This window comes from Streptomyces sp. NPDC056479 (assembly GCF_042795335.1).
Lineage (GTDB): Bacteria > Actinomycetota > Actinomycetes > Streptomycetales > Streptomycetaceae > Streptomyces.
Genome location: NZ_JBHTRZ010000009.1, coordinates 197,128 through 220,694 on the forward strand (window position 1 = coordinate 197,128; position 23,567 = coordinate 220,694).

Below are 23,567 nucleotides of genomic sequence, written 5' to 3' on the forward strand. Positions count from 1 at the left end.
GTCGGAGAGCGAGTCAGAGGCGGTGGAGGCCGGGGAAGGTCAGGCCGAGGGTTTCGGATAGGCCCATGCGACACAATCCGCCGCATTGAAAACGCAACCTACAAACCCACCCCCACCGCGCGCGTCCGCGACAAGCGCATCCATGACGACGCACCCGGCTGACACCACCCGCACCGGACTACGCACACCGATTACGCGATCTGAACCCGGCCCGTGCCACCCTCGAAAGCGGACCCGGCATCCCTCTGCGCCAGCCCGTGCAATTCTCGACGCCGGTTTGAGCGCCGCCTGAAACCGGTCGCGCCACTCTCCGGCCGGATCCTGCTCGCCTTCGCGTGACCTTCTCCGCGACGCCGAGAAGAAGCCGGGCATCAATCGATCACCACTGCCGAACACCGAACCTCGGGAGGTCGCGGCTTGAAATCCGTACTCATCTTCTCCAAGCTGCACTTCGGCGCCGTTCCCCTCGTTGCCGAACAACTACGGGCCCGCGGGCTGCGTTCGGTACTGGTCTCCGAGCTTCCCGACAATCGCCACCGTGACAAATGCGATGACCATGTCGTGGTCGACTGGGAAAGCGAGGACCTGTCCACACTCACGACCCAGCTCGAAGAGCGCGGCATCGCCCCCATCGCCGTCGTCAACATCCTCGAATCGCTGGCGCCCTGGCAGACGGCCCTGGCCACGCACTACGACATTCCGGGGGCCGGCGAGAATCGCCAGGTGCTGTTCAGCAAGGTGCTGGTCCGCGAGCACATGCGGGACCTGGGACTTTCCGGCATTCGCTTCTCCAGCGATCCGGCGGCGGTGGACTTCTTTCCCTCCATCATCAAGCCCTCACGTGATTCCGGGGCCTCGCGCCTGGTCAGCCGGGTGGATGGCCCGGACGAGATTCTCGCCTACCGGCGTCAACTGGCTGAAGCCGGCTTCGCCGACACCGAGTTGATCGTCGAGGAGTATCTGCCCGGTGTCGAGTTCTCCGTGGACGGCATTGTCGTCGACGGCCGTTTCCATCCGCTCCTGACGGTCGAGAAGCCCGAGCACGACCACATCAAGCACCACGATGCGGGACTCGAGTTCCATCCGCCTCAGCAGGATCATGTGCGCGAGGGTGTGCGCGTCCTGTGCGAGAGGGTCGACACGCTCTGCGCCGACCTTCGTCTCGACCAGCTCTGGCTGCACTTCGAGGGCCGCTCCACCGATGACGGCCGGACAGAGCTCATCGAGATCAATCCGCGCTTCGGCGGCGGCATGATCCCCGCGGCGGTCCGCGAGATCAGCGGGATCGACCCCATCGAGGCATTCGTCTCCATGGCGCTGGGTGAATTCACGCTGGATCGGCCGATTCCCCTTCGCGACCGGCCGGTCATCGGCTGGATCGACATGGAGGGCGACGAGCTCGGCACGGTCGAGGTCACCACCACGGAGGAAGATCTGCGCGAACTGCCCGGCGTAGTCGGCGCACAGATCACCAACGGCTACCAGATCACCGACCTGGAGCGGGAGAACTTCTTCCTCCGCTTCGCGGTCACCGCCGATTCCGTGAGTGAGTTGCGGGACCGTGTGGAGACCGTCCGGAACAAGATCGATTACCGCATCACTGCGCAGCCGCAGATGAATTGAGCGCGCAGCCGGCCCGGGTGGTAAGCGAAATCCACAGTCGCCGAGACAAAAGTCAACGTGATGCGTCCCCGTGAATGCACTTGTCGCGGAGGTGCACGGTGCCGGTGTGCCCGTAGTGTCCGACGAGATGGAGGTAAGGAGGGCGAGTGAGTACCGACACAACGAATTGGGCGTATACCGGTCGGCGATACACCATGTATCGCTTCCCGACGGACGTGGCAAATGACCTGAAGGCGTTGAACACGCCTGACAATTGGCACGCACTGCTGGCATGGTTCGAGGACCTGGTGTGGATGGCCGGCTGTGTTCTGCTGTGCGTCTACGGGTCCTATTGGTTCTACCCCGTGGCAGCCCTCATCATCGGGGCCAGGCAGCGCGGTCTGTCCACGATTCTTCATGACTGCGCGCACGGGGTGGGCATATCGAACCGCAAGCTGCAGATGGCCGTCGGTACCGTGCTGACCGCGTACCCGATCTTTCAGCAGCACTACGCGTACAAGGTGTCGCACGTATACACGCACCACCCGCGCCTCGGCAGCCCTGACCTCGATCCCGATCTGCGGTTCTTCATCGAGCAGAGGGCCTACGAGAAGGCCACGGCGCCGACGTACATACGGCGGGTGGTGCTCATGCCGCTGTTCGGTTCGCAGACGTGGGCCTATATCCGCTATCTCATCCGCAATCGCTACAGGGTGCTCACGGGGGCGGAGAAGCCGTCGGCCCCCACGAATCCCGTGCAACGGCGGAAGCGGGTACTCGACGGGCTCGGCTTCTGGGCCTTCTGGGCGACGGTCTCGGGAGTGGCCTGGCAGGGAGACTGGCTCTTCGAGCTGCTGCTGTTCTGGGTCATCCCCTATCTGACCAGTTTTCAGATCCTGGGGTGGTACATCGAGTTGTCGGAGCACACACCGCTGGTGCGTGACTCCTCGGTGGACCTCTATATGACACGCAATCGCAAGAGCCGTCTCTGGGAGCGGCTGCTCACCGGGATCCACAACGACCACTATCACCTGGAGCATCACCTCGATCCCCGCACGCCCTTCTACAAGCTCCCCCAGGCACGCGACATACGAATGCGCGACCCGAAGTACGCAGAGGTGGACGCCCAGTTCGGCGGATTGTGGCACCGCGGTCCACAGGGGCAGCCCAGCGCGATCACCGCGATAGTCCGCTCCATGGTCCGAGTTGAGGAGGACAACGGTGTCCCGGTATGAGGTACCCGCACGACCCAAGGCATTCCGGGCCGCGGAGACAGCGGCCATCCACGGCGGATACGAATGGCGGCTCGGCATCACACCGCCGGTCGTCACGCCGATCTACCAGACCTCCGCGTACGAACTGCCCAGCACGGCCGATGCGGCCGGCATCTTCGACCTGCAGCAGGACGGACATGCCTACACACGGCTGAACAACCCCACGTGCGATGTGCTCGAAGAGCGCATGGCCGCGGTGGACGGGGCCGCGGCCGGGCTCGCCGTCGGCTCCGGGCAGGCGGCGATCTCACTCGCGCTGCTCAACCTGTGTCAGGCCGGCGACAACATCGTCAGCTCCAACGAGCTGTACGGCGGTACGTGGAACCTGCTCGCCAACACCTTCAAGCGGTTCGGCATCGAGACCCGGTTCGTCAGTCCGTCCGACCCGAAGAACTTCGCGGCCGCCACGGATGAACGCACCCGTTGCTACTTCGGTGAGACCCTGCCCAACCCGCGGCTGAGTGTCTTTCCCATCGAGGCCGTCGCCGAACTGGGCGAGCAGGCAGGTGTGCCGCTGATCCTCGACAACACGATGGTCCCGTACGTATGCCGGCCCATAGAGCACGGCGCGCACATCCTGGTCTACTCCGCCACCAAGTACATCGGGGGACACGGATCGACCCTCGGCGGGCTCATCCTCGATTCCGGGCGCTTCGACTGGGAGGCGCACGCGGACCGGCACCCGCTGCTCACGCAGCCCGATGCGGCACATGGCGGTGTGGTGTGGACGCGTACCGGAAAGGACCTGGACAGTCCGCTCGGCCGGAGCAGCTATCTGCTCAAGGCCCGCGAGACCCTGCTGCGTGACCTGGGTCCCTGTCTCAGCCCCTTCAACGCCTGGCTGTTGCTCCAGGGCCTGGAGACCCTCCACCTGCGGATGCGCGCCCATGGGGAGAACGCGACCGCGGTGGCCGACTTCCTCAGGACCCACCCCAAGGTCGGGGCGGTGCGCCACCCCAGCCTCACCACCGGCGAGGAGGCCCGGCTCGCCGCACGCTACTTCGGAGGGAACGGCGGGCCCCTGGTTCAGTTCGAGCTGACCGGCGGACGCGAGGCCGGCTGCAGGTTCATCGAGTCCCTCCGGCTGATCTCGCATGTGACCAACGTCGGTGACGTTCGCTCGCTCGCCACCCACCCGGCCTCCACCACGCACGCCCAGCTTCCCGAGCAGGAGCAGCTCGCCGCCGGGGTCACCCAGGGATCCATCCGGCTGGCCGTCGGCATCGAGCACATCGACGATCTGCTGGCCGACCTCGGTCAGGCGTTGGACGGCTCATGACCCGCCCGCTCGTCGCCCTCGCATGCTCGGCCGAGACATGGGACGGGGTGCGTCATGACGCGGTACGTCACGCCTACGTCGCCGCGTTGGAAGACGCGGCCGAGTGCACCGTGGCGCTCGTCCCGGGGGCCGGTCGCACCTTCGTCGCCGAGTTGGACCGGTTCGACGGACTGGTGCTCGGCGGCCATGAGACGAACGTCGCCCCGGAACGCTACGCGGCGACGGACGGGCCCGGTCCGTTCGACACCGATCGCGACACCCTCGCCCTGGCGGCGATCCCGGCGGCCATCGAGGCAGGTCTCCCTCTCCTCGGCATCTGCCGAGGGCTGCAGGAACTGAACGTCGCCTACGGCGGCACCCTCCGCGTCCTCGACCCACCGACTCATCGCGAGGACGTTTCGCTCCCGCGGGACCAGCAGTACCTGCCCGCACACGAGATACGGATCAGCGCGGGCGGAACGCTCGACGAGTTGACCGGTCGCATCGGTTCGGCACGGGTGAACTCCCTCCACGGCCAGGCCATCGACCGTCTGGGACCGGGGCTTCGGATCGAGGCCGAAGCCCCCGACGGCGTCGTCGAGGCGGCGTCCGTCGCCGATGCCCGGTCCTTCGTGCTCGCGGTGCAGTGGCACCCCGAGTGGTATGCCACCACGGATCGGCTGTCCAGGAAGATCTTCCACGCTTTCGGTGACGCTGCCCGAAAACATGCGGCGGGCCGCTGACTTCTGGAGGACAAGGAATTGAACGCGTTTCCCGTCATCGAAGACCACAGGGCTGCCGTATCCGGTATTCCCGCCACTCTCAGCCGTCATCTGAAGATCGCCACTCTCTTCACCCCGGAATATCCGCTCATTCTGGAGTCGGGCCGTACGCTCTCCCGTGTGCAGGTCGCGTACGAGGAGTACGGGACCCCGTCACGGCACCACGACAACACGGTGTTCGTCTGCCATGCCCTCACCGGGGACTCGCACCCGGCACGGCATGACCCGGACGACATACCGGGGTGGTGGGACCTGATGGTCGGTCCGGGCCGGCCGATCGACACCGACACCTTCCACGTCGTGAGCGCCAACGTCCTGGGCGGCTGCGCGGGGACGACGGGCCCGCTGTCCCCGGGGGAGACCGGACGCCCGCTGGGCCCTGACTTTCCCGAGGTCACGGTCTCGGACATGGTCACCGTGCACCGGGCGCTGCTCGCCCATCTCGGCATCGATCGCCTGCACTCGGTGGTCGGCGGCTCGCTGGGCGGCATGCAGGCGCTGGAGTGGCTTCTGCGTCACCCCGGCGACGCGGGGCGCTTCTTCCTCATCGGTACGGCGGCCTGTCTCACCGCCGACGGCCTGGCGGCCCATGCGGTCGGCAGAGCGGCGATCCGCTCCGACCCGCGTTTCGACGGCGGTCGCTATGTGGACGACCTCATCGAAGCGGGTCCACGCGACGGCCTCGGTATCGCGCGGATGGTCGCCCATCTCACCTACATGTCTCCCGAATCGCTGGAGAAGAAGTTCGGGCGTACCGTCCAACCCGGCCGCGAACCCACCGGCCCGGCCCACGGCCGCTATGCCATCGAGCGCTATCTCGAACACCAGGCTCGCAAGTTCGTGGACCGCTTCGATGCCAACAGCTATCTCCATCTGACGACCGCGATGGACCGGTTCAACGCCTTCGACCGCCCGCACGCCCTCACACCGGACGACGACCCGGCGGTCCACGTGTTCAGCTTCGCTTCGGACCGGCTCTTCGGCCACACGGTCACCAGCGCGCTCCTGGCGCAGCTGACGGCCACCGGACTGACGACGGTCACCCACTACCGGGACAGCACCTCGCCCGCCGGCCACGACGCCTTCCTGCTCAACGTCCCCGGATATCTGCGGGAGATGAGCGACATTCTCGCGCCGTCGGTCGTGTGACGCCCTCCGCCCCAAGCCATTCGATCCATCATCCGCAACGTCTGTAGGGACATGCCTTGATTGACTACGCGCCGACCGTACTGGACGCACAGGGCGGGGACTTGAGGAATCTCCCCGCCCGGGAGTATCTGGACCTGGGTACCTGTGTGAACCGCTACGGCCCTCCACCCGCCGTGGAGACAGCCCTGCGTTCCATCAAGCCGGAACACCTTCTCGCACACCCCTACGGCTCCGAGGAGAGCTTCACCGAAGCCTATGCGGAGTTCATGGGAACGGCGTCGGACCGGTTGATACCCGGACGCGGGATCACCGAGTTCATCCGCGTCCTCGCACAGCTGCTTCCGACGGAGCAGGTCGCCGTCATCACGCCTGACTACACCGACACCATCCGATGGTTCCCCACGCATCTCGACCCCCCGGCGGGAACCATGGAGACGCCCCGGTCACGCCTGGACCGGGTGGACCTGGCGATGCGCACCTATCCGTACGTCATGCTGTCCAACCCGAACAATCCACTGGGTTTCTATCTGCACCGAGACGACCTGATCGAGATCTGCCGCGCCAACCCGGACTCGGTTCTCATCGTCGACGAGGCGTACATCGAATTCCTGCCCGACCACGCCGAACTCTCGATGACGCAGAGCGGCCTGTCGAATGTGGTGGTGCTGCGCTCGCCGAACAAGTTCTTCGGTATCGCCGGCACGCGTACCGGGGCGCTGTGGACGTTGAACTCCGAGATCTTCCGAAGGGTGGCCGAGCGCAAGCTCAACTGGACGCTCTCCCATGTCGACGCCGTACTGGCGACGGCCGCTCTGGCCGAGACCGAATGGGCCGAGCGCACCCGGTCCGCGCTGCTGAGCAACGCCGCCGGCCTGGAGGAGATCATCGGCGACCGGTTCCCGGGCCTGGTGCGCGGCGTCCCCGTCCACTACCGCTTCATCGCCACCGACGACCCCATCGAGGGTCACCGCTTCTTCCTCGACCACGGTGTGGCCGTGCGGGCCCTCGACGGGCGGCAGCCGGGGCGGGTCTCCGGACTGCGGGTCACGGCCCCCACCGCCGCGGAGCTGGCCAACCTCAAGGACTCTCTGACGCAGCTGGAGCATGTGTGACCGGTCCGAGGCACGCCGGCCACGGATGACGCCCTCGATGTCGAGCTCAGCCCACAAGCTGTTCGGCGCCCGCATCAACTCAACGCCTTCCTGGCGGAGTTGGTACAGCGGGCGCCTTCGACGTTTCGCGGAGCTTCTCCGGGTACGAGGCGACGTCAAAAGAGATACCCGCGGTCCGCTCATGGGGCGGACCGCGGGTGGTGGTGACCGTTCAAGATCGACCGGCTGTTCGGCTAGCGCGTGGCCGGCCTGCGCACGTCGATCAGCATGGCGAGATCCGCGATGTGCGAAGCACCGACCAGCTCGTCCATCTCCACATTGACCGCGGTCTCCTGGAGGATGCGGAACTGTACGGCGACCACCTGAAGCGAGCCGGCGCCCAGCTCGCGCAGTGTCCGCGTGTCGACATCTTCGGACTCGGCCAACTGCAAGATCTCCCGGACCGTGGTCCGCAGCCACAGCAGCGTGGTCGGCCCGGCGTCGACGTCGACGACCCGGTTCTGGCCGGACGCGGAACTCACTGCGACCGACCCTGGTCGACACGGGCCGGAATGATCATTTTCTGCATTTCGGTGACTCCTTCATGGGTTCGTGTCGGCGTCGGCACGCAGCAGGACGCACACCCGCAGCCCGGACACGCTCGATGCCAGCAGGTAGTGCCCGCCCGCCCGGACGGAGCCGGCGGACCGTCGATCGACGAGGTTGATCAGCGGGTCCGCGGCAAAGCAGTGTCCGACCCTGGCGATGTTCGATGTGTCCAACTGGGATTGATCGAAGCCGGCCTGCACTTCCTTCATCGTCACGACCGGCAGATAGATGTTGTTGTGCAGCAGGCCGTCGATCGCCTCGATGCCGATGCCGGTCTCGGCGAACAGCCGCTGGTTGGCGACTCTGGTCAGATCGGCGCTGATCTCGTTGCCTCGGCCGAGCGCAGCCGGGTCCTGGGCGCAGGCGTCGGCGACCCATTCGTAGGATTCCGAAGCGCCGTCCGACCGCTGCGTGACCAGGCAACCGGCCGCACCGTCGCTGAACAGAGCGAAGTCGGTGATCCGCTCGGATTCGGCGGCCACCCGGTCCGCCGTGATCACCAGTACGTTCCGATGGCGGCCCGCGGCGACCATCGCGGCGGCGACCTGCAGTCCGGTCAGCAAGTTCGCGCACCGGTTCAGCGTGACGCCGGTAACCGGAACAGCCCCGAGCTCCAGCCCGCGGAGGACCGACGCAATCAGCTCACCGTGCGCCGAGACTTCGGAGGGAAAGGTGGTGGAGCACAGTACGAGCGCGTCGACTTCGCCCGGCTCGACGGCTGCCGCCCGCAATGTCTGCAGGCCGGCTCGTACGGCGAGAGCGGCCGTGTCGAGTGCCGTACGGTGAACCGTGCCCCATCCCCACATCTGGGCGTCGGGCACCATCCGCCGTTGGTCGACGAAATCGGTGAATCCCTCGATCTCGGTGTGCTTCATCGCGCTCTCGCCGAGCACATACCTGGGCGCACGTATCACCACGCCGGTGGTTTCAGCCACGTTCATCTCACCTCAACCGCTGGCGCAGGAATTCGGCGATCACTTCGAACGCGTCCCTGGCCGTTTCGAGTACTGAGGCCATGGCCAGAAAACCGTGCGTCAGGTCCGCATAACGGTGATACTCGACCGGCACACCCGCGCTCGACAGCGATTCCGCGTAGGCTTCGCCCTCGTCATGCAGCGGGCAGTACTCGGCCGTCATCATCAGCGTCGCAGGAAGTCCACTGTGGTCGGCCGCCTTGAGCGGTGAGGCCAAAGGGGAGTCTCCGTCGGCCGGCTCGGCGAGGTAGTGGTCCCAGAACCATGCGGACGAGATGGCGTTGAAGAACATCGGATCTCTGTGGTCGCGCATGGACTGCGTCACCGCGTCGTTGAGCGTCGGCGGGTAGACGAGCACCTGGGCGGCGAGCGAGGGTCCGTCTTCATCTCGCGCCTTCAGGGCCATCGCCGCGGCCAGATTGCCGCCGGAGCTGTCTCCCGCGACGGCCATGCGTCCACTGTCGCCACCGAGCTGAGACGCGTTCTCCGCCACCCATTTCAGGCCGGCGTAGCAGTCGTCGATGGCTGCCGGGAACGGGTGCTCGGGCGCCAGTCGGTAGCCCACGGACACGATCACGCAGGGAACCATGGGGGACAGCGCACGGCAGATCGCGTCCGAGGTGTCCAGGGAGCCGACGACCCAACCGCCGCCGAAAAAGTACACCACCACGGGAAGCGGGCCGTCGCTCTGCGGACGGTACACCCTGATCGGCAGCGGACCGGCCGGGCCGGGGATTTCCAGATCGAATACCTCGTCGGGTTGTTTGTGCCAATCCCAGTTCTCGGCCTCGGTTTCCCGATCCGCGTGCCGGGCCTGGTCCACCGACATTGTGTAAAGCGGCGTGAACCCGGTTGCAGCACGATAGTTTCTGACTCCCGCAACGATTGGATCAAGCGGCATTCAAACTCTCCCAGTTATTCGGCGCCAACGCTGCACAATGCTTCCATCGGACCAGCATCAAGATTGCACGGGCGGGGGCCGCACCGGGGTAAGCGTGGTGCTTAGGTGCAGGGGAGAAAGGTCAACGCAATGCGTCCCGGTAATTGAACCTGTCGCGGACGTACCTGGCATCGCTGCGGCCGTAGCGTTCTTTGCTGCGAGAAATAGAACGTGACCACCTCTACGTCAACAGTCCCCCCACACAGAGAACCTGCGGGAAGCCTGTCGATATGCGGCGTACCGCACGCGTAGGTTAAGGAGCCAGGTTGTCCAAGAATGTCGTACTCGCCAGCCAACGGTTCTCGGCCGGCGCCTGGGGCGCCGCCGCCGAAGCGATCGCCCACGGTGGACAGCCGGCCGTGGCGATCCACGTGCGCACCGAGTCAGTCGCGTGAACACCGCGGCGTCGGACCGGTCGAGCGTCGACGAGCCGCGTTTCCGTGACACTCTGCGCGGCCTGCCCCGCCGGGTCTGGGTCATCAGTCTCGGAACCCTGATCCTCCAGGTCGGCAGCTTCCTGCCCGTGTTCATCGTGCTCTACCTGACCCAGCGCGGCCATTCCGCCGGGGCCGCGGGGCTGGTGCTGGGCGCGTCCGGTGTGGGCAGTGTGCTCGGCCACGTCATCGGCGGCTATCTCACCGACACCATCGGCCGGCGAGCGGCCATCCTGCTGTCCGTCGTGGCCACTTCCGGGCTGACAGCGATCGTGCCGTTCGTCGGACCGCTCCCGCTCATCATCGTCGTGGTCGGTCTCATCGGCGTGATGTCGCAGATCCACCGGCCGGCCATGGCCGCGGTGCTGGTCGACGCCGTGGAGCGGCCCGAGCAACGGCTCGCCGCCTTCGGGGTGCTCCGGTTCGCGCAGAACATCGGCGCCGCCCTGGGCGGTGTCCTCGGCGGTGTGGTGGCCAGCATCTCCTACGTGGGGCTCTTCCTGGGAGAGGCCGCCGCACTCCTGCTGTTCGGCGTGATCGTGACGGTGCTGCTGCCGGGTTCGTCCCAGCCGCGGTCCGACCAGGACGACGCGGACAAGCAGGCGGACCGGACGGTGGGATACCGGCAGGCGCTCGCCGACCGCACCCTGGTGCGCTTCCTGCTGATGACCGTGTTCGCCATGTTCGTCTACATCCAGACCACCGTCGGCCTGCCCCTGCACGTCAACGACGTGGGCCTGAACGAGCGTCACTTCGGTCTTCTCATGGGGCTCAACGGTCTGCTGGTGGTGCTGCTGGAGCTGCCCATCATCAGCGTGGTCTCCCGGTACCGGCCGGAGTACGTACTGGCCGTCGGCAACCTGTTCACCTGTGTCGGTCTCGTGCTGACCGGGTTCACCACCGGAATGGGCCTGCTGGCGGTGGCGGTGCTGATCTGGACGTTCGGCGAGATGGTGTACTCCTCCATCGTCCAGGCCCACTTGGTGAGTCTGACGCCGCCGGGGATGGTCGGGCGCTACCAGGGGTTGTACGGCGCCGCATACACGATGGGTACGGGCGCCGGACCGGTCATCGGCGGTGCCGTGTACGCGATCGGCCCATGGGTGCTGTGGACCCTGGTCGGCTTGCTGGGGCTGGTGAGTGTCCAGCTCTGTCTGCGACTTCGCCCCCCGGTCTCCGCAGCGAGCGAACCGAAATCCTGAGCGCCGCGCTGCGCCGTAGCTGTTTTCCCAATGGTCTGAAATGAACAGGAGAGCATATATGAGTGATTTCGCAGGACTTGTGGCGATCGTTACCGGCGGTGCGCAGGGCATCGGTCTGGCCACGGCGAAGCTGCTGCAGAGCAGGGGAGCCACGGTTGCCGTACTCGATCTCAAGCCGGACGGGCTCCCGGACGGCATCCTCGGCATCGCGGCCGACGTCAGCGACGACGCCCAGGTCAAGTCCGCCGTGGACACCGTGGTCGAGCGGTTCGGCCGCCTGGACGTGGTGGTGAACAACGCCGGGATCCCCGCGGTCGGGGATGTCGCCACGAACGGCGACGACGAGTGGCTGCACGTACTGAACGTCAACGTGGTCGGGATGGTCAGGGTCGCCCGGCACGCGCTGCCTCATCTGCGGAAGTCGCCCGCCGCGGCGATCGTCAACACCTGCTCGATCGTGGCATGGGCCGGCCACCAGATGAGGGCGCTGTATTCGACCAGCAAGGGCGCGGTGTACTCCCTGACGCTGGCCATGGCGGCGGACCACGCCCGCGAGGGCATCCGGGTCAACTGCGTCGCCCCGGGCACGGCGGACACCCCGTGGGTGGAGAAGCAGCTCAACGGGACGGTGAATCCGGAGGCCGCACGGGAGTCGATGCTCGAGTTCCTGGCGCCGGGCCGTCTGGTGACCGCCGACGAGGTGGCGGGCGCGATCGCCTACCTGGCAAGCCCGTTGTCGAGCGCTTCCGTGGGCATGATGCTCGCCGTGGACGGCGGCCAGCACAGCCTGCGCATGCGCCCGCAGGGCCAGCAGCACCTCATCGGCAGGTGAGCGTTCACCGACACCAGGGCCTGTCCGGCGGGATCCGCCGGGCAGGCCCTTTCGCGGCAAGCTCATTCGCAAGGACGCATTGCGATGACTTTCCTCCGCTGCGACTGCGTATCTCGCTTAGTCAATTCGAACCCGGCCCGTGCCAATCTGTGAATGAAGGTAGAGAGAGGAGCTACGGAAGATGTCACGTGACCTCGCACTGACCGATAGATACCTGGAGAAGATAGGACGGGTCCTGGAGCCGGCGGACGTGAGTGAGTTCACTCATGTATTCACCACCGGGGTGTACGCGCCCCGTCCGGTGTTCTTCTCCGCGGCGGAGATCGACCAGTTGACCCGGGACCTGGAGACGCTGCGCGGCGCGCTCTATCGCCTCCCACAGCTTCTGTTCGACGGCGACATCGCCGCGTTCGCCAGTGCCAACGGGATGGAGAAGGCGCAGATACGCGCCATCGAGCGCTCCTCGGCCGCCGTTTCGAACTCGCCGACCAGCATGGGGCGGGCGGATCTCTACTCCGACGGGTCGGGTTTCCGCCTCATGGAATTCAACATGGGGAGCACGATCGGCTGGGACAGCGGAGACATATGCCGTGGAACCCTGGCGGACCCCGAGTTCAGCCGATTCGCCGCGGAAGAAGGACTTCAGTACGTCGACACGGCGGCGGAGCAGGTCCGCACGATCCGGCACGAGATGGGACTGGCGCCCGACGCTCGCCCCGTCATCGCACTTACCGAATGGCCCTCAAACCTTGAGGAGATGAGGGCGTACATGAGCGCCCTCGCAAAGTTGTGGACTGCTCACGGACTGGACGCGCATCTGTGTCACGCCGGGCAGCTCGAGAGGCGTGACGGCAAGCTGTGGCTGGAGGATCAGCCCATTGACATCGTCTACCGTTATTTCATGATGGAGGACCTGCTCGACGACAATGCCGACGCAGTGCTGGAGCCCTTGCTCGGGGCGCTGGAAGACGGTGAGGTACGCATGTTCACCTCACTGGAGTCCGAACTGTACGGCAGCAAGGCATCGCTGGCCATGCTCTCCGATCGCACACACCGGCATCTGTTCTCGGACGAAGAACTGGATGTCATCGACCGGCTGCTTCCCTGGACTTCATCGGTGACATCCGGTCGCGTCATTCTGGATGACGGTAGCGAAGGTTCCTTGCTGGACCATGCATTGGCCAACCAGCACGAGCTCATCCTCAAGCCCACTCTGCTGCACGGCGGGCAGGGTGTGGTTCCAGGCTGGTCACCGGAAGTCACCCCGGAAGACTGGCGCCGGCTGCTGCTCGATGCCCTGGACGGCCCTTATGTGCTGCAGAGGCGAATCCACGCGATACCTGAGCCCTTTCCGGAGCCGGACGGCGGAGTTCGGCCCTGGGTCGTCAACTGGGGAGTGATCCTGATGGCATCGGGATATGGCGGGTTGCTCACCCGTTGTGCCCCCGCTGACGGGGAAATAGAGGTGCTCAACCTCGGCCGCGGAGCGCTCCTCGGGTCCGGATTCCACGTAGGCCCGATTCCGCGTCCGTGACTCTTCGCCGGTGGGTGTAAGCGAGATACGCAGCCGCGGGGGAGCACGGTAGCCGCCATACGTCGCGGTGGATGAACTTGTCGCGGACGCGCAGGATGCCGGGATGACCGTAGCGTCATTTCAATGCGGCACGCCGAATTCTTATCCGAGTGAGGATCACGATGAGTGTCTCCGAAGTGTTCGATCCCGATGTCCTCGCCCTGCCGCTGTTCGACGACGCTCACCGCAGCCTCACCGACGAGATCGTGCGGTGGTGCGAAGACCGGGCCAAGGCATGGGCGAGCCTGGACACCGCCGATCCGGCCGCCACCGGCCGGGCCATGCTCACCGAACTCGGCCGGTCGGGTTGGCTGCGCCATCTCGACCCCGACCAGCCGGACTCCGACGTCAGGTCCCTGTGTCTCAGACGCCAGGCCCTGGCGTACCACGAGGACCTGGCCGACTTCACCTACTCGATCCAGGAGCTCACCGCCGCCGCGATCGCCCGCCACGGCACGGACCGGCAGCGTCGCCGCTATCTGCCCGGCCTGGCCGCCGGGACCAGTGCGGGGGCGCTGGCCGTCTCCGAGCCCGGGGCCGGCTCCGACCTCGCCGCCGTGGTGCTCGAAGCGACCCCCGACGGGGACGGATTCGTCCTCAACGGAACCAAGACGTGGATCGCACAGGGCGACATCGCCGACGTGTGTGTCGTCCTGGCCCGCACCGGAGACGGACCCGGCCCGCTGGGCCTGACCACCTTCCTCGTCGATCGCGGCGCCCCCGGCTTCGAAGCCGAGCCCATCGACGCGATCGCGCCCCGCTCATGGGCCGAACTGAGGTTCACCGATGTCCGCGTGGGCCCGGAGGCCGTGCTCGGCGAACGCGGCCAAGGCCTTGTCGTCGCTCTCGACGTGCTCGAACGAGCTCGTGCGACCGTGGCCGCCGCCGCGATCGGTTTCGCCAGGCGCGCCTTCCGGCTCGCCCTCGACCATGCCCGTACCCGCAAGGCCTACGGAGGCCGGCTCGCGGACCTCCAGCTCGTCAAGTCCTCTCTCGCGGGTATGGACGTCAAACTCTCGGCCGCCTCACTGCTGACCGCCCGCGCCGCCTGGGCGATGGACGCCGGACTCGACCATGCCAAGCACTCCTCGACCGCCAAGCTCTACGGCACCGAGGCCGCCGGCGAGATCGTCGACAGCGCCGTACAGATCTTCGGCGCTGCCGGGCTCGTCTCCGGCAGCCCGATGGAGCGGCTCTACCGCCAGGTCCGTTCCCTGCGCATCTATGAGGGATCGTCCGAAGTGATCGAAATGACGATCGCCGGCGCCCTATGACGGGACCCCTTCAGTACCCGACCTCCCCGAACGCCCGCACCCCCGTGCTCGACAAGGGAAGACACCCATGACGTCACCACACCTGTGGCTGCGCGCCGAGACCCACCCCGGCGAGCAACGCACCCCACTGACCCCTGCCGACACCGCCACGCTCATCAAGCAGGGCGTGCAGGTGACCGTCGAGCACTCGTCCGTACGCTGCCACCCGATCGCCGGCTACCTCGACGCCGGCGCCCGGCCCGCCCCCGCCAACTCGTGGATCGACGCGCCGGCCGACGCCTACGTCCTCGGGCTGAAGGCCCTCCCCGAGGACACCACCTCCCTCGGCGGCCGCCACCTGTTCTTCGCGCACGCCTTCAAGGGGCAGCAGGGTTCCGAGGAACTCCTGGCCCGCTTCGTGACCGGGGGCGGCGAGATCCTCGACCTGGAGTACCTCACCGACGCCCACGGACGGCGCCTCGCGGCCTTCGGTCACTGGGCGGGCTACGTCGGCGCCGCCCTGGCGGTCCGGCAGTGGACCGGGGACCTTGACGCTCCACTGCGACCGACCACCAAGGGCGCACTCGACGGCTTCCTAGGCCCGCTTTCGAGGCCGCCGCGCGTGCTCATCATCGGCGCCCGCGGACGCTGTGGCCGCGGTGCCCGCGCCGCTCTCGAACACACCGGCATCGACGCGACCCTGTGGGACCTGGCCGAGACCACCGACCTCGACCGTGAGGCCATTCTCGACCACGACATCCTCATCAACGCCGTCCAACTCAGCGAACCCGGCGAGCCCTTCCTGGCCCGCGAGCACCTGCGAGCCGACCGCCGCCTCAAGCTCATCGTCGATGTGACCTGCGACGTCGGCGCCCCCACCCATCTGCTGCCGGTCTATGACCGCCTCACCAGCTGGGACGAGCCGGTCCGTGCCGTCGCCGACGGCCTCTCGGTCATCGCGATCGACAACCTTCCGACCTTGCTGCCACGCGAAGCCAGCGACGACTTCTCCGCCCAACTGGCCCCGTATCTACCGCAGCTGCCCGACGGCGACTGCTGGGAACGCAGCCGCCGAGCCTTTCACACCGCCCTGAGCGAGACGGGTCTCCAAAATGTCTGACCTTCCCATCCAACCCACGGGGACCGTCCATTGGGTCGGCACCGGTCTGTCGACCGGCCGCACCGGACTCGACCTTCTCGGCCAGGAGGCCGAGGTCGTCCTGTGGGGCCGCACCCGAGAACGCGCCGACGCCCGCCTTGAGACGCTCGCCCCGCAAGCCCAGGTGCAGACGCGCGGTCTCGACCGCGACGACCTGGCAACCACGCTGCGTCCCGGTGACGTTCTCGTCTCGATGCTCCCGGCCGGCCACCACCCCGACCTGCTGCGGACCGCCATCGACGCCGGAGCCCACTTCGCCTGCACCAGCTACACCTCGCCCGAGATCGAGGAGCTGTCGAAGGAGGCGGCGGCGCAGCGCCTGGTGGTCCTCACCGAGGCCGGACTCGACCCCGGCATCGACCACCTCATGACTCACCTGCTCGTCGCCCAGGCGCGCGAGGCGGTCGGCGACCGCGCCGATCGCGTCTCGCTGGCCTCCTACTGCGGCGGTATACCCGCCGAACCGAACGAGTTCCGCTACCAGTTCAGCTGGGCCCCGCTGGGAGTGCTGACCGCCCTCACCGCCCCCGCTCGTTACGTGCGTGACGGCCAGGTACGTGAGGTCGAGCGGCCCTGGGAGGACACCGAGGAACTGGTGCTCGACGGTGAGGCCTTCGAGGTCTATCCCAACCGCGACAGCGTCGGCTTCATCGACCAGTACGGGTTCCCCCAAGGCTGGTCCACCGACGCCTTCGTCCGCGGCACGCTCCGTCCACAGGGGTGGAGGGCGGCCTGGAAGAGCGTCTTCGACACCGTCGCCGCCGGCGATCGCGTACGCCTCGCCGCCCTCGCCGACGAACTGGCCGAGCGGTATCCGACCACCGACACCGACCGCGACCGTGTCGTCCTCACCGTCGGCCTGGACGTCGAAGGCGACGGCCGGCACTGGTCCGGCCGCTATCGGCTCGATGTGACCGGCGACGACACCGACACCGCGATGGCCCGGTGTGTCTCGACCACCGTCGCCGCCGGCATCGAGCGCGTGCTCGCCGCGGCCCTGCCGCCCGGCCTGCATCGGGCCGCCGTCGACACCGATGAGGCGAGCCGCTGGCTCGACCGGCTCGCCCGGGCCGGCCTGAGCTGCACCCTGCAGTCGACCGACCGGGAACGACAGCACTGATCCCGACCTACGACCAGACACCGATGGCCCGCCTCCTTCTCGCCGGCGGCCACGGTGATCGCCGGGATCCGCGTCCGCGAATCTCGCCGGCCCGCCGACGCCAGGCCCCGCCATGGCGTCGTGAAACGGGCTCAACAGCCTGCACCACCACAGGAAGGACTTGACGTGGGACCTGTACCGAAGCCAAGGACGGCGTCCGTTTCCGCCGAGCAGCCCAGTCACCTCCGGCTCGTCGGCATCGGCGCAGGCCCAGCCAACCTGAGTCTGGCCGCACTGCTGCACGGTGACACGGGGCAGCCGAACCTTTTCCTCGACCGCAAGCCGAGCTTCACCTGGCACGACGACCAGCTCATCACCGGCGCGACCCTCCAGGTGTCGATCTTCAAGGACCTGGTGAGCCTGTCCGACCCGACCAACCGCTTCTCGTTCCTGTCCTATCTGCACGAGCACGGCAGGATGTACCACTTCCTCAACGCCCAGTTCGCCGAGGTGCCGCGCACCGAGTTCCGCAACTACCTGGCCTGGGCGGCCGAGAACAACGAGAACGTGGCCTTCTCCGAGACCGTCGAACGGGTGGAGTTCGACGGAGTCTTCCGCGTCACCACCGACCGTCGCCAGGTCACCGCCGACAACATCGCCGTGGGCGTAGGCACCGTTCCCTGGGTGCCCGAGTTCGCCGTCCCGCACCTGGGCGCGGGCCACTTCCACGTCAGCCAGTTCCTGGGCCAGGCGAAGAAGCTGGCGGGCAAGCGGGTCGCCGTGGTCGGCGGTGGCCAGTCCGGGGCCGAGGCATTCCTGGACCTGATCTCGCGGCCCGAGTCCGAGCGCCCGGCCTGGGTCTCATGGGTCTCCAGGCGGCGCAACTACTTCCCGATCGACGACTCGACCTTCACCAACGACTTCTACATGCCGGGGTACTCGGACTATTTCTACCGGCTCTCCGAGTCCAAGCGTGCCGAGCTCAACTCGGCCCACATGCTGAGCTCGGACGGGATCTCCGAGTCGACGCTGCGGGCCATCTACCAGCAGCTGTACCGGCTCCAGTTCATCGAGCGGGACGAGCACCGATTCGGGCTCCTGCCCAACCGGACCGTGGTGTCCGCCGACCGCACGGCCAGCGGTGTCTTCGAAGTGACGCTGCATCACAACGACGAGTCCGGTCAGAGCCAGTGCCTTCCGGTGGACGCGGTGGTGTGGGCGACCGGCTTCCGTCCCGCGCCCAAGCGCTTCCTGGAGCCCCTGATGGACCGCGTCGAGACCGAGAACGGTGAGGTCCGGGTCGACGAGGACTACGCGATCAGCTGGGACGGCCCGCCGGACCGGAACATCTTCGTGCAGAACGCGGTACGCGGCCAGCGCGGCCTGCCCGACGTGAACCTGAGTCTGAACGCCTGGCGGGCCCAGCGCATCGCCAACCGCCTGCGGGGCATCGACGCGCCCGAACCGGCGATGTCGTTCATCGACTGGTCGGCCAAGAACGGACGGGGCACACAGTGGACCCTGTAGACCTTGCCATAGTCGGCGGCGGAGTGATCGGTGCGCTCATCGCCCACGAAGCGGTCGCGGCCTTTCCCGACGCGAGAGTCGCCGTCCTGGAACGCGGCCTGATCGGCCAGGGCGCCTCCAGCCGCTCGGCCGGTGTCCACTTCCCGCGCGGTGCGACCGCACGCGTCCGGTCCATGAGCGAGCACTCCCACCACGTCTGGGGACGCCTGGCCACCGAACTCGACCTGCCGATCCGTGAAGTGGACGCGACCGTCGTCTCCACCGGCGACGCCGACGCGCTCTCCACCACCTACCTGCGACTCGGTGACGAGACCGCGCCGGCCGACCCGGCCCGCGGCTGGTCGGCTCCGCCGGGCGGCCGTGCCTGGACCCTGCACGGGTGCCACTACGCCGACGTCCAAGGAGTCGCCGGTCGCGTGCTGGCAAGTCTTCGCGACCAGGTGACCGTGCTGGAGGGAACCGAGGTCACGGAACTCTCCTCCGACGGCGCGTACCACCGCCTCACCCTCGGCCAGGGGGGCGAGCTGCTCGCCCGGCGGGTCGTCCTGGCCCCCGGTCCATGGCTCGCGCACCCCGCCTGGGCCGACCTGGTCGCCCCGCTCGGCCTGCGCGTCAAGAAGGTCGTCGCCGCCCATCTCGAATCGGCTCCCGCGCCCGACGATCCGCTCACGATCTTCCAGGACGAGGACGCCTTCCTCCTGCCGCTCCACGGGCGCGGCCACTTCCTGTTCAGCTACACCTGCGATCGCTGGGACGTCGCCCCCGACGACGTCGAACTCGCCCTGGAGCGGTCCGACCTCGACGATGCCCGAGCCGTCCTGGGCCGCTTCGCGCCCGACCTGGCGGCCCGGTGCAACTCGGGCCGGGTCTTCTGCGACGCCTACAGCCCGAGCCGCGAACCCGTCGTCGCCGAGCTGAGGCCGGGCCTGGTCTTCGCCGGGGCCGCCAACGGCTCCGGCTACCGCCTGGCCCCCGCCATCGCCGCCGAGACCGTGGCCGCCCTGGATCTCACACCGACCCCAAACCTCTCCCAGCCACGACAGAGGCAGTCATGATCCTGAACTATTACAGCGAATCCGAACTGTCCGAAGCCTTCGGCATCGACATGTCCTCGGTCGACGGCCTCGGTGTCGGTGCCGGCTGGGGCCGTGTCGCCCCCGGCGTCACCTCCACCAGTCACCAGCACGACGAGACCGAGTTCTTCGTCATCGTCGCGGGCACGGGCGAGCTGGCCATCGACGGTCACACCCACCCGGCCCGGCCCGGCACCGTGGTTCTGTTCGAGCCCTTCGAATCGCACACCATCACCAACACCGGCGAGACGGACCTGGTCTTCTTCACCCAGTACTGGCGCGACTCGGCCCGCGCTCGCGCCTCGGCGCTGTCACGCATTCGCGCGAACCACACCGACCGTCCCCAGTTCGTGTTCTCCACTCCTCCGACGCCCAACGGCGACCTTCATCTCGGTCACCTCTCCGGTCCCTACCTCGGTGCCGACGTCTACGTCCGCTACCAGCGCCTCAGCGGCAACCGGGCCTGGCACCTGACCGGCAGCGACGACTTCCAGAGCTACGTCACGGCCGTTGCCGCTCGCGAGAACTCCACCCCCGCCGAGGTCGCCGCCCACTACTCGGCCGAGATCGCCGCGACGCTCAAGGCGATGGACATCGAGGTCGACGAGTACTACGTCACCAGCGCGGACGAGGGCTACCCCGAAGGCCTCCAGCGCTTCTTCACCCGGCTGGTCGATTCCGGACACGTCGGCCCCAAGGCAACGCCCGCCCTGCTCGACTCCGAGACGGGCGAGTACCTCTACGAGGTCAACGTCGGCGGCACCTGCCCCAACTGTTCCCACGGCACCGGTGGCAACATCTGCGAGGAGTGCGGCGAGCCCAACCTCGTGGCCGACCTTGTCGATCCGGCCTCCGGCATCAGCGGCACCGCACCGAAGAACGCCGAAGTCGAGCGCTACACGCTGCCGTTGCACGAGTTCGCCGACGCCGTCGCCGAGCACCACCGGCTCGGCCGTGTCCCGGTCCGCCTGCGCGAACTGGCCCAGCGGGTCTTCGCCCGCGAGACGCTCGACCTGCCGGTCTCCCACCCTTCCGACTGGGGAGTGCGGCCCGCCGAGGACGACCTGGACGGCCAGGTCATCTGGGTCTGGCCGGAGATGAGCCACGGCTTCCTGCACGGCATCGAACGGCTCGGCGCCGGTCTGGGGGAGGACTGGTCGAAGGAGGTGCCGTCCCCCGACTGGAAGATCGTGCACTTCTTCGGCTACGACAACAGCTTCTACCACTCGATTCTCTACCCGGTCCTGTACCGGCTGGCCTTCCCGGAGTGGAACCCCGACGTCGACTACCACGTCAACGAGTTCTACCTGCTCGAAGGCCAGAAGTTCTCCACCAGCCGGCGGCACGCGATCTGGGGCAAGGAGATCCTCACCCCCGACACCGTCGACGCCGTCCGCTACTACCTCTCCCGCACCCGCCCCGAGGGCGAGCGCACCGACTTTCGCCGCGCCGAATTCGACCGCACCTGCGCCGACACGCTCGTCGGCCAGTGGGAGGAATGGCTCAACGGCCTGGGCGACCGGATCGACAGCCGGTACAGCGGCGTCGTCCCTGACGCAGGCACCTGGACCAGCGAGCACACCGCCTTCCTGGCCCGTCTGTCGCTGCGGCTCGACGAGGTCACCGGCGCACTCAATTCCGAGGGTTTCTCGCTGCGGTCCGCCGCCAGCGCACTCGACGGCATCGTCACCGACGTCCGTGCCTTCTCCCGTCAGCAGTCCGCCCTGGCCCAGGACGACCGATGGAGCTCCGAGGCCCGCACCGCCATCGCTCTCGAACTGGCCGCGGCCCGCCTCCTCGCCACCGCTTCGGCTCCCCTGATGCCGCGCTTCTCGGCCAAGCTGGCCGCCGCCCTCGGCATCCCGGCGATCGCGACCTGGCCCGACACGGCCGACCTGGTCGAGCCCGGCAGCCGCTGCACCCTCGCGGGCACCCGCTTCTTCGGCACCGACGAGCAGCGATGACCGAATCGATCATCAACCGCATCATCGCCACCAGGCCCTCCCACGACGGCGCCATCACCGTCACCGGCCTCGGCCACCGCACCACCATGCCGCTGGCCGAGTTCCACGACCGGGCCAAGGCCGTCGCCGGAGCCCTGCGCCGGCGCGGCATCGGCGCGGGCGACCGCATCGGCATCCTCTCGGCCAACCGTCTCGAATGGGTGCTGCTCGACCTCGCCGCCCTCATGATCAAGGCACAGACGGCCGGCTTCGAGCCCGGCAAGTTCACTCCCGACACCGGACTGATCGAGCGCTACGACCTCGACCTTCTCTACACCGACGCTCCGCTGTCCGATGACGCCCCGCCCCGGGCGCTGTCGATCTCGACCATCGCCGACGATGCCGAGGAAACCACCGAGGCTCTCGACGCGGAAGAGTGGGGCATCACGGAATGCACCACCGTCAAGTTCACCTCCGGCTCCACCGGAGCCCCCAAGGGACTTGAAGCCACCGCCGGCAGTATCGACTCCTCGCTGCGCGCCGTTCAGAGTCTCTTCGGCCATCGTCCGGGCGACGACATCCTCACCTTTCTGCCCCTCTCGCTTCTTCAGCAGCGCTACTGGCTCTATTCGGCGCTGTATTGGGGGCACGACATCACCATCACGACCTACCAGTCCGTCTTCGCCGTGATGCCGACCGTCCGCCCCACAGTCGTCATGGGTGTCCCGGCCTTCTTCGACACCGCCAAACGGCACCTCGAAAGCACCCTCGCCGACGGCATCGAGCCCGCCAAGGCCGCCACCGAACTCTTCGGCGACCGCATCCGCTACCTGTGGACGGGCTCGGCTCCCGCCGACCCGGCAACGCTCAGGTTCTACGGCGAAGTCGGCCTCCCCCTCTACGAGGGCTACGGCCTGAACGAAACCTGCATCACCACCAAGAACCACCCCGATGCCCATCGTGAGGGCAGCGTGGGCCGGCCTCTCCCCGGCAAGGAGATCATCATCGACGACGAGGGTGTCGTCTGCGTCCGCAGCGACCACCCGGTCAACACCGCCTACACCTACGCCGCCCCCGGTGACAGCGAACGAATGTTCAAACCCGGCGGCATCGTCCGCACCGGGGATCTCGGCCGCCTCGACGAGGACGGCTTCCTGTACATCCTCGGACGCACCGACGATGTCATCGTCCTCGACAACGCCAAGAAGATCATCGTCAGGCCCGTCGAGACCCGTTTCCGTGACACCGGTGCGGTGGCCGAATGCGTCCTGTACTGCCCCAGCCCGGCCGGACTGGTCGCCGTCGTCTCTCCCCACCCGGGCCCGATCGACACCACCGCGATCGCCGAGGCTCTCGGCTCGGTGAACGCCGCATCCGAACCCGATGAGCGCATCTGCCGCGTCATCGTCGCCGACGAGCCGTTCACCGTCGACAACGGGCTGCTCACTTCTCAGTTCAAACCGATCCGCAAGCGCATCGCCGAGCGTCACCGCGACGCAATCGACAACCCAAAGGCAGGTATCCATGCCCACTGACCTCGACACCCTGGCCCGCGAAAAGCTCTCCCAGGTACTACGCGACCATCCTGACCCGGTCGCCCTCGACCCTGCCGAGGACCTCGTCCAGACCTATGGGATCACCTCCCTCAACAAGGTCCTGTTCCTGACTTCCCTGTGCAAGGCGGCCGAGGTCGGTCTCGACAGGTTCACCGAGGACGACCTCGCCGGCATGCGCACCCTCGGTGACGTCGTCGACGCCCTCAGGCCCCACGCCTCCCAGAAGGGATGAGAATC

At 67.4% G+C, this 23,567-nt stretch carries 21 protein-coding genes; 18 read left to right on the forward strand and 3 right to left on the reverse strand.

The window, feature by feature from the left end; genetic code table 11:
• Positions 1-417 precede the first annotated feature (417 nt).
• From ACFQ6S_RS32420 to ACFQ6S_RS32445, 6 genes are all read left to right on the forward strand, one after another.
• Positions 418-1,623, forward strand: coding sequence for an acetyl-CoA carboxylase biotin carboxylase subunit family protein (locus tag ACFQ6S_RS32420; protein ID WP_383417732.1), 1,206 nt, complete (start codon positions 418-420; stop codon positions 1,621-1,623).
• 215 nt (positions 1,624-1,838) lie between these two features.
• Positions 1,839-2,837, forward strand: a complete 999-nt coding sequence (locus ACFQ6S_RS32425; RefSeq protein WP_383417735.1) for a fatty acid desaturase family protein — start codon at positions 1,839-1,841, stop codon at positions 2,835-2,837.
• Positions 2,824-4,155 (forward strand): O-acetylhomoserine aminocarboxypropyltransferase/cysteine synthase family protein, encoded by a 1,332-nt coding sequence (locus tag ACFQ6S_RS32430; RefSeq protein ID WP_383417738.1) that lies wholly within the window; start codon positions 2,824-2,826, stop codon positions 4,153-4,155. Before ACFQ6S_RS32425 ends, ACFQ6S_RS32430 begins: the two co-directional genes overlap by 14 nt.
• A complete protein-coding gene (locus ACFQ6S_RS32435; protein WP_383417741.1) occupies positions 4,152-4,877 on the forward strand; it encodes a gamma-glutamyl-gamma-aminobutyrate hydrolase family protein in 726 nt (241 codons plus the stop codon). The genes ACFQ6S_RS32430 and ACFQ6S_RS32435 overlap by 4 nt, the downstream gene beginning before the upstream one ends.
• 18 nt (positions 4,878-4,895) lie before the next feature.
• On the forward strand, positions 4,896-6,065 hold the full coding sequence (locus ACFQ6S_RS32440) for a homoserine O-acetyltransferase (RefSeq protein WP_383417743.1): 1,170 nt from the start codon (positions 4,896-4,898) through the stop codon (positions 6,063-6,065).
• Between the two features lie 56 nt (positions 6,066-6,121).
• Positions 6,122-7,177: an aminotransferase class I/II-fold pyridoxal phosphate-dependent enzyme gene (locus ACFQ6S_RS32445; RefSeq protein WP_383417746.1), complete on the forward strand. Its 1,056-nt coding sequence runs from the start codon at positions 6,122-6,124 to the stop codon at positions 7,175-7,177.
• 233 nt (positions 7,178-7,410) lie between these two features.
• Here ACFQ6S_RS32445 and ACFQ6S_RS32450 read toward each other — a convergent pair whose 3' ends face one another.
• From ACFQ6S_RS32450 to ACFQ6S_RS32460, 3 genes are read right to left on the reverse strand one after another with little or no spacing between them, the layout of a single operon-like run.
• On the reverse strand, positions 7,411-7,698 hold the full coding sequence (locus ACFQ6S_RS32450; protein ID WP_383417748.1) for an acyl carrier protein: 288 nt from the start codon (positions 7,696-7,698) through the stop codon (positions 7,411-7,413).
• Between the two features lie 60 nt (positions 7,699-7,758).
• Positions 7,759-8,700, reverse strand: a complete 942-nt coding sequence (locus tag ACFQ6S_RS32455) for a 3-oxoacyl-ACP synthase (RefSeq protein ID WP_383417751.1) — start codon at positions 8,698-8,700, stop codon at positions 7,759-7,761.
• Between the two features lie 7 nt (positions 8,701-8,707).
• Positions 8,708-9,568: an alpha/beta hydrolase gene (locus tag ACFQ6S_RS32460; RefSeq protein ID WP_383417754.1), complete on the reverse strand. Its 861-nt coding sequence runs from the start codon at positions 9,566-9,568 to the stop codon at positions 8,708-8,710.
• A gap of 377 nt (positions 9,569-9,945) precedes the next feature.
• Between ACFQ6S_RS32460 and ACFQ6S_RS32465 the strand changes: the two genes are divergently transcribed.
• The 12 genes from ACFQ6S_RS32465 to ACFQ6S_RS32520 all read left to right on the forward strand — a co-directional run bounded on the left by ACFQ6S_RS32465 (position 9,946) and on the right by ACFQ6S_RS32520 (position 23,562).
• Entirely contained in the window at positions 9,946-10,074 is a 129-nt protein-coding gene (locus tag ACFQ6S_RS32465) for a hypothetical protein (RefSeq protein ID WP_383417757.1), read from the forward strand.
• Entirely contained in the window at positions 10,071-11,315 is a 1,245-nt protein-coding gene (locus ACFQ6S_RS32470; protein ID WP_383417759.1) for an MFS transporter, read from the forward strand. Before ACFQ6S_RS32465 ends, ACFQ6S_RS32470 begins: the two co-directional genes overlap by 4 nt.
• Before the next feature lie 58 nt (positions 11,316-11,373).
• Entirely contained in the window at positions 11,374-12,147 is a 774-nt protein-coding gene (locus ACFQ6S_RS32475; protein WP_383417762.1) for an SDR family NAD(P)-dependent oxidoreductase, read from the forward strand.
• Positions 12,148-12,328: 181 nt separating this feature from the next.
• On the forward strand, positions 12,329-13,681 hold the full coding sequence (locus tag ACFQ6S_RS32480; RefSeq protein ID WP_383417765.1) for a hypothetical protein: 1,353 nt from the start codon (positions 12,329-12,331) through the stop codon (positions 13,679-13,681).
• Between the two features lie 161 nt (positions 13,682-13,842).
• Positions 13,843-14,994, forward strand: a complete 1,152-nt coding sequence (locus ACFQ6S_RS32485; protein ID WP_383417768.1) for an acyl-CoA dehydrogenase family protein — start codon at positions 13,843-13,845, stop codon at positions 14,992-14,994.
• Positions 14,995-15,061: 67 nt separating this feature from the next.
• Complete coding sequence (locus ACFQ6S_RS32490; RefSeq protein ID WP_383417771.1) at positions 15,062-16,093, forward strand: saccharopine dehydrogenase; 1,032 nt, start codon at positions 15,062-15,064, stop codon at positions 16,091-16,093.
• Positions 16,086-17,252, forward strand: a complete 1,167-nt coding sequence (locus tag ACFQ6S_RS32495) for a saccharopine dehydrogenase family protein (RefSeq protein ID WP_383417773.1) — start codon at positions 16,086-16,088, stop codon at positions 17,250-17,252. The genes ACFQ6S_RS32490 and ACFQ6S_RS32495 overlap by 8 nt, the downstream gene beginning before the upstream one ends.
• A gap of 165 nt (positions 17,253-17,417) precedes the next feature.
• A complete protein-coding gene (locus ACFQ6S_RS32500) occupies positions 17,418-18,758 on the forward strand; it encodes a lysine N(6)-hydroxylase/L-ornithine N(5)-oxygenase family protein (RefSeq protein ID WP_383417775.1) in 1,341 nt (446 codons plus the stop codon).
• Positions 18,746-19,813 carry an NAD(P)/FAD-dependent oxidoreductase gene (locus ACFQ6S_RS32505; protein WP_383417778.1) on the forward strand — a complete coding sequence of 356 codons (1,068 nt, stop codon included), beginning with the start codon at positions 18,746-18,748 and terminating at the stop codon, positions 19,811-19,813. The genes ACFQ6S_RS32500 and ACFQ6S_RS32505 overlap by 13 nt, the downstream gene beginning before the upstream one ends.
• Complete coding sequence (locus ACFQ6S_RS32510; protein WP_383417781.1) at positions 19,810-21,795, forward strand: class I tRNA ligase family protein; 1,986 nt, start codon at positions 19,810-19,812, stop codon at positions 21,793-21,795. The genes ACFQ6S_RS32505 and ACFQ6S_RS32510 overlap by 4 nt, the downstream gene beginning before the upstream one ends.
• The gene (locus ACFQ6S_RS32515; protein WP_383417784.1) at positions 21,792-23,309 is read left to right on the forward strand and encodes an AMP-binding protein; all 1,518 of its coding nucleotides are present in this window, start codon (positions 21,792-21,794) and stop codon (positions 23,307-23,309) included. Before ACFQ6S_RS32510 ends, ACFQ6S_RS32515 begins: the two co-directional genes overlap by 4 nt.
• Positions 23,299-23,562, forward strand: a complete 264-nt coding sequence (locus tag ACFQ6S_RS32520) for an acyl carrier protein (protein WP_383417787.1) — start codon at positions 23,299-23,301, stop codon at positions 23,560-23,562. The genes ACFQ6S_RS32515 and ACFQ6S_RS32520 overlap by 11 nt, the downstream gene beginning before the upstream one ends.
• Positions 23,563-23,567 lie beyond the last annotated feature (5 nt).

Excerpts from the sequence above, each read along its gene's own strand:
- ACFQ6S_RS32510 (WP_383417781.1), top strand. The coding sequence starts at position 19,810 with ATGATCCTGAACTATTACAGCGAATCCGAACTGTCCGAAGCCTTCGGC.
- ACFQ6S_RS32485 (WP_383417768.1), top strand. The coding sequence starts at position 13,843 with ATGAGTGTCTCCGAAGTGTTCGATCCCGATGTCCTCGCCCTGCCGCTG.
- ACFQ6S_RS32475 (WP_383417762.1), top strand. The coding sequence starts at position 11,374 with ATGAGTGATTTCGCAGGACTTGTGGCGATCGTTACCGGCGGTGCGCAG.
- ACFQ6S_RS32495 (WP_383417773.1), top strand. The coding sequence starts at position 16,086 with ATGTCTGACCTTCCCATCCAACCCACGGGGACCGTCCATTGGGTCGGC.
- ACFQ6S_RS32515 (WP_383417784.1), top strand. The coding sequence starts at position 21,792 with ATGACCGAATCGATCATCAACCGCATCATCGCCACCAGGCCCTCCCAC.
- ACFQ6S_RS32520 (WP_383417787.1), top strand. The coding sequence starts at position 23,299 with ATGCCCACTGACCTCGACACCCTGGCCCGCGAAAAGCTCTCCCAGGTA.
- ACFQ6S_RS32490 (WP_383417771.1), top strand. The coding sequence starts at position 15,062 with ATGACGTCACCACACCTGTGGCTGCGCGCCGAGACCCACCCCGGCGAG.
- ACFQ6S_RS32480 (WP_383417765.1), top strand. The coding sequence starts at position 12,329 with ATGTCACGTGACCTCGCACTGACCGATAGATACCTGGAGAAGATAGGA.
- ACFQ6S_RS32460 (WP_383417754.1), bottom strand. The coding sequence starts at position 9,568 with ATGTCGGTGGACCAGGCCCGGCACGCGGATCGGGAAACCGAGGCCGAG.
- ACFQ6S_RS32435 (WP_383417741.1), top strand. The coding sequence starts at position 4,152 with ATGACCCGCCCGCTCGTCGCCCTCGCATGCTCGGCCGAGACATGGGAC.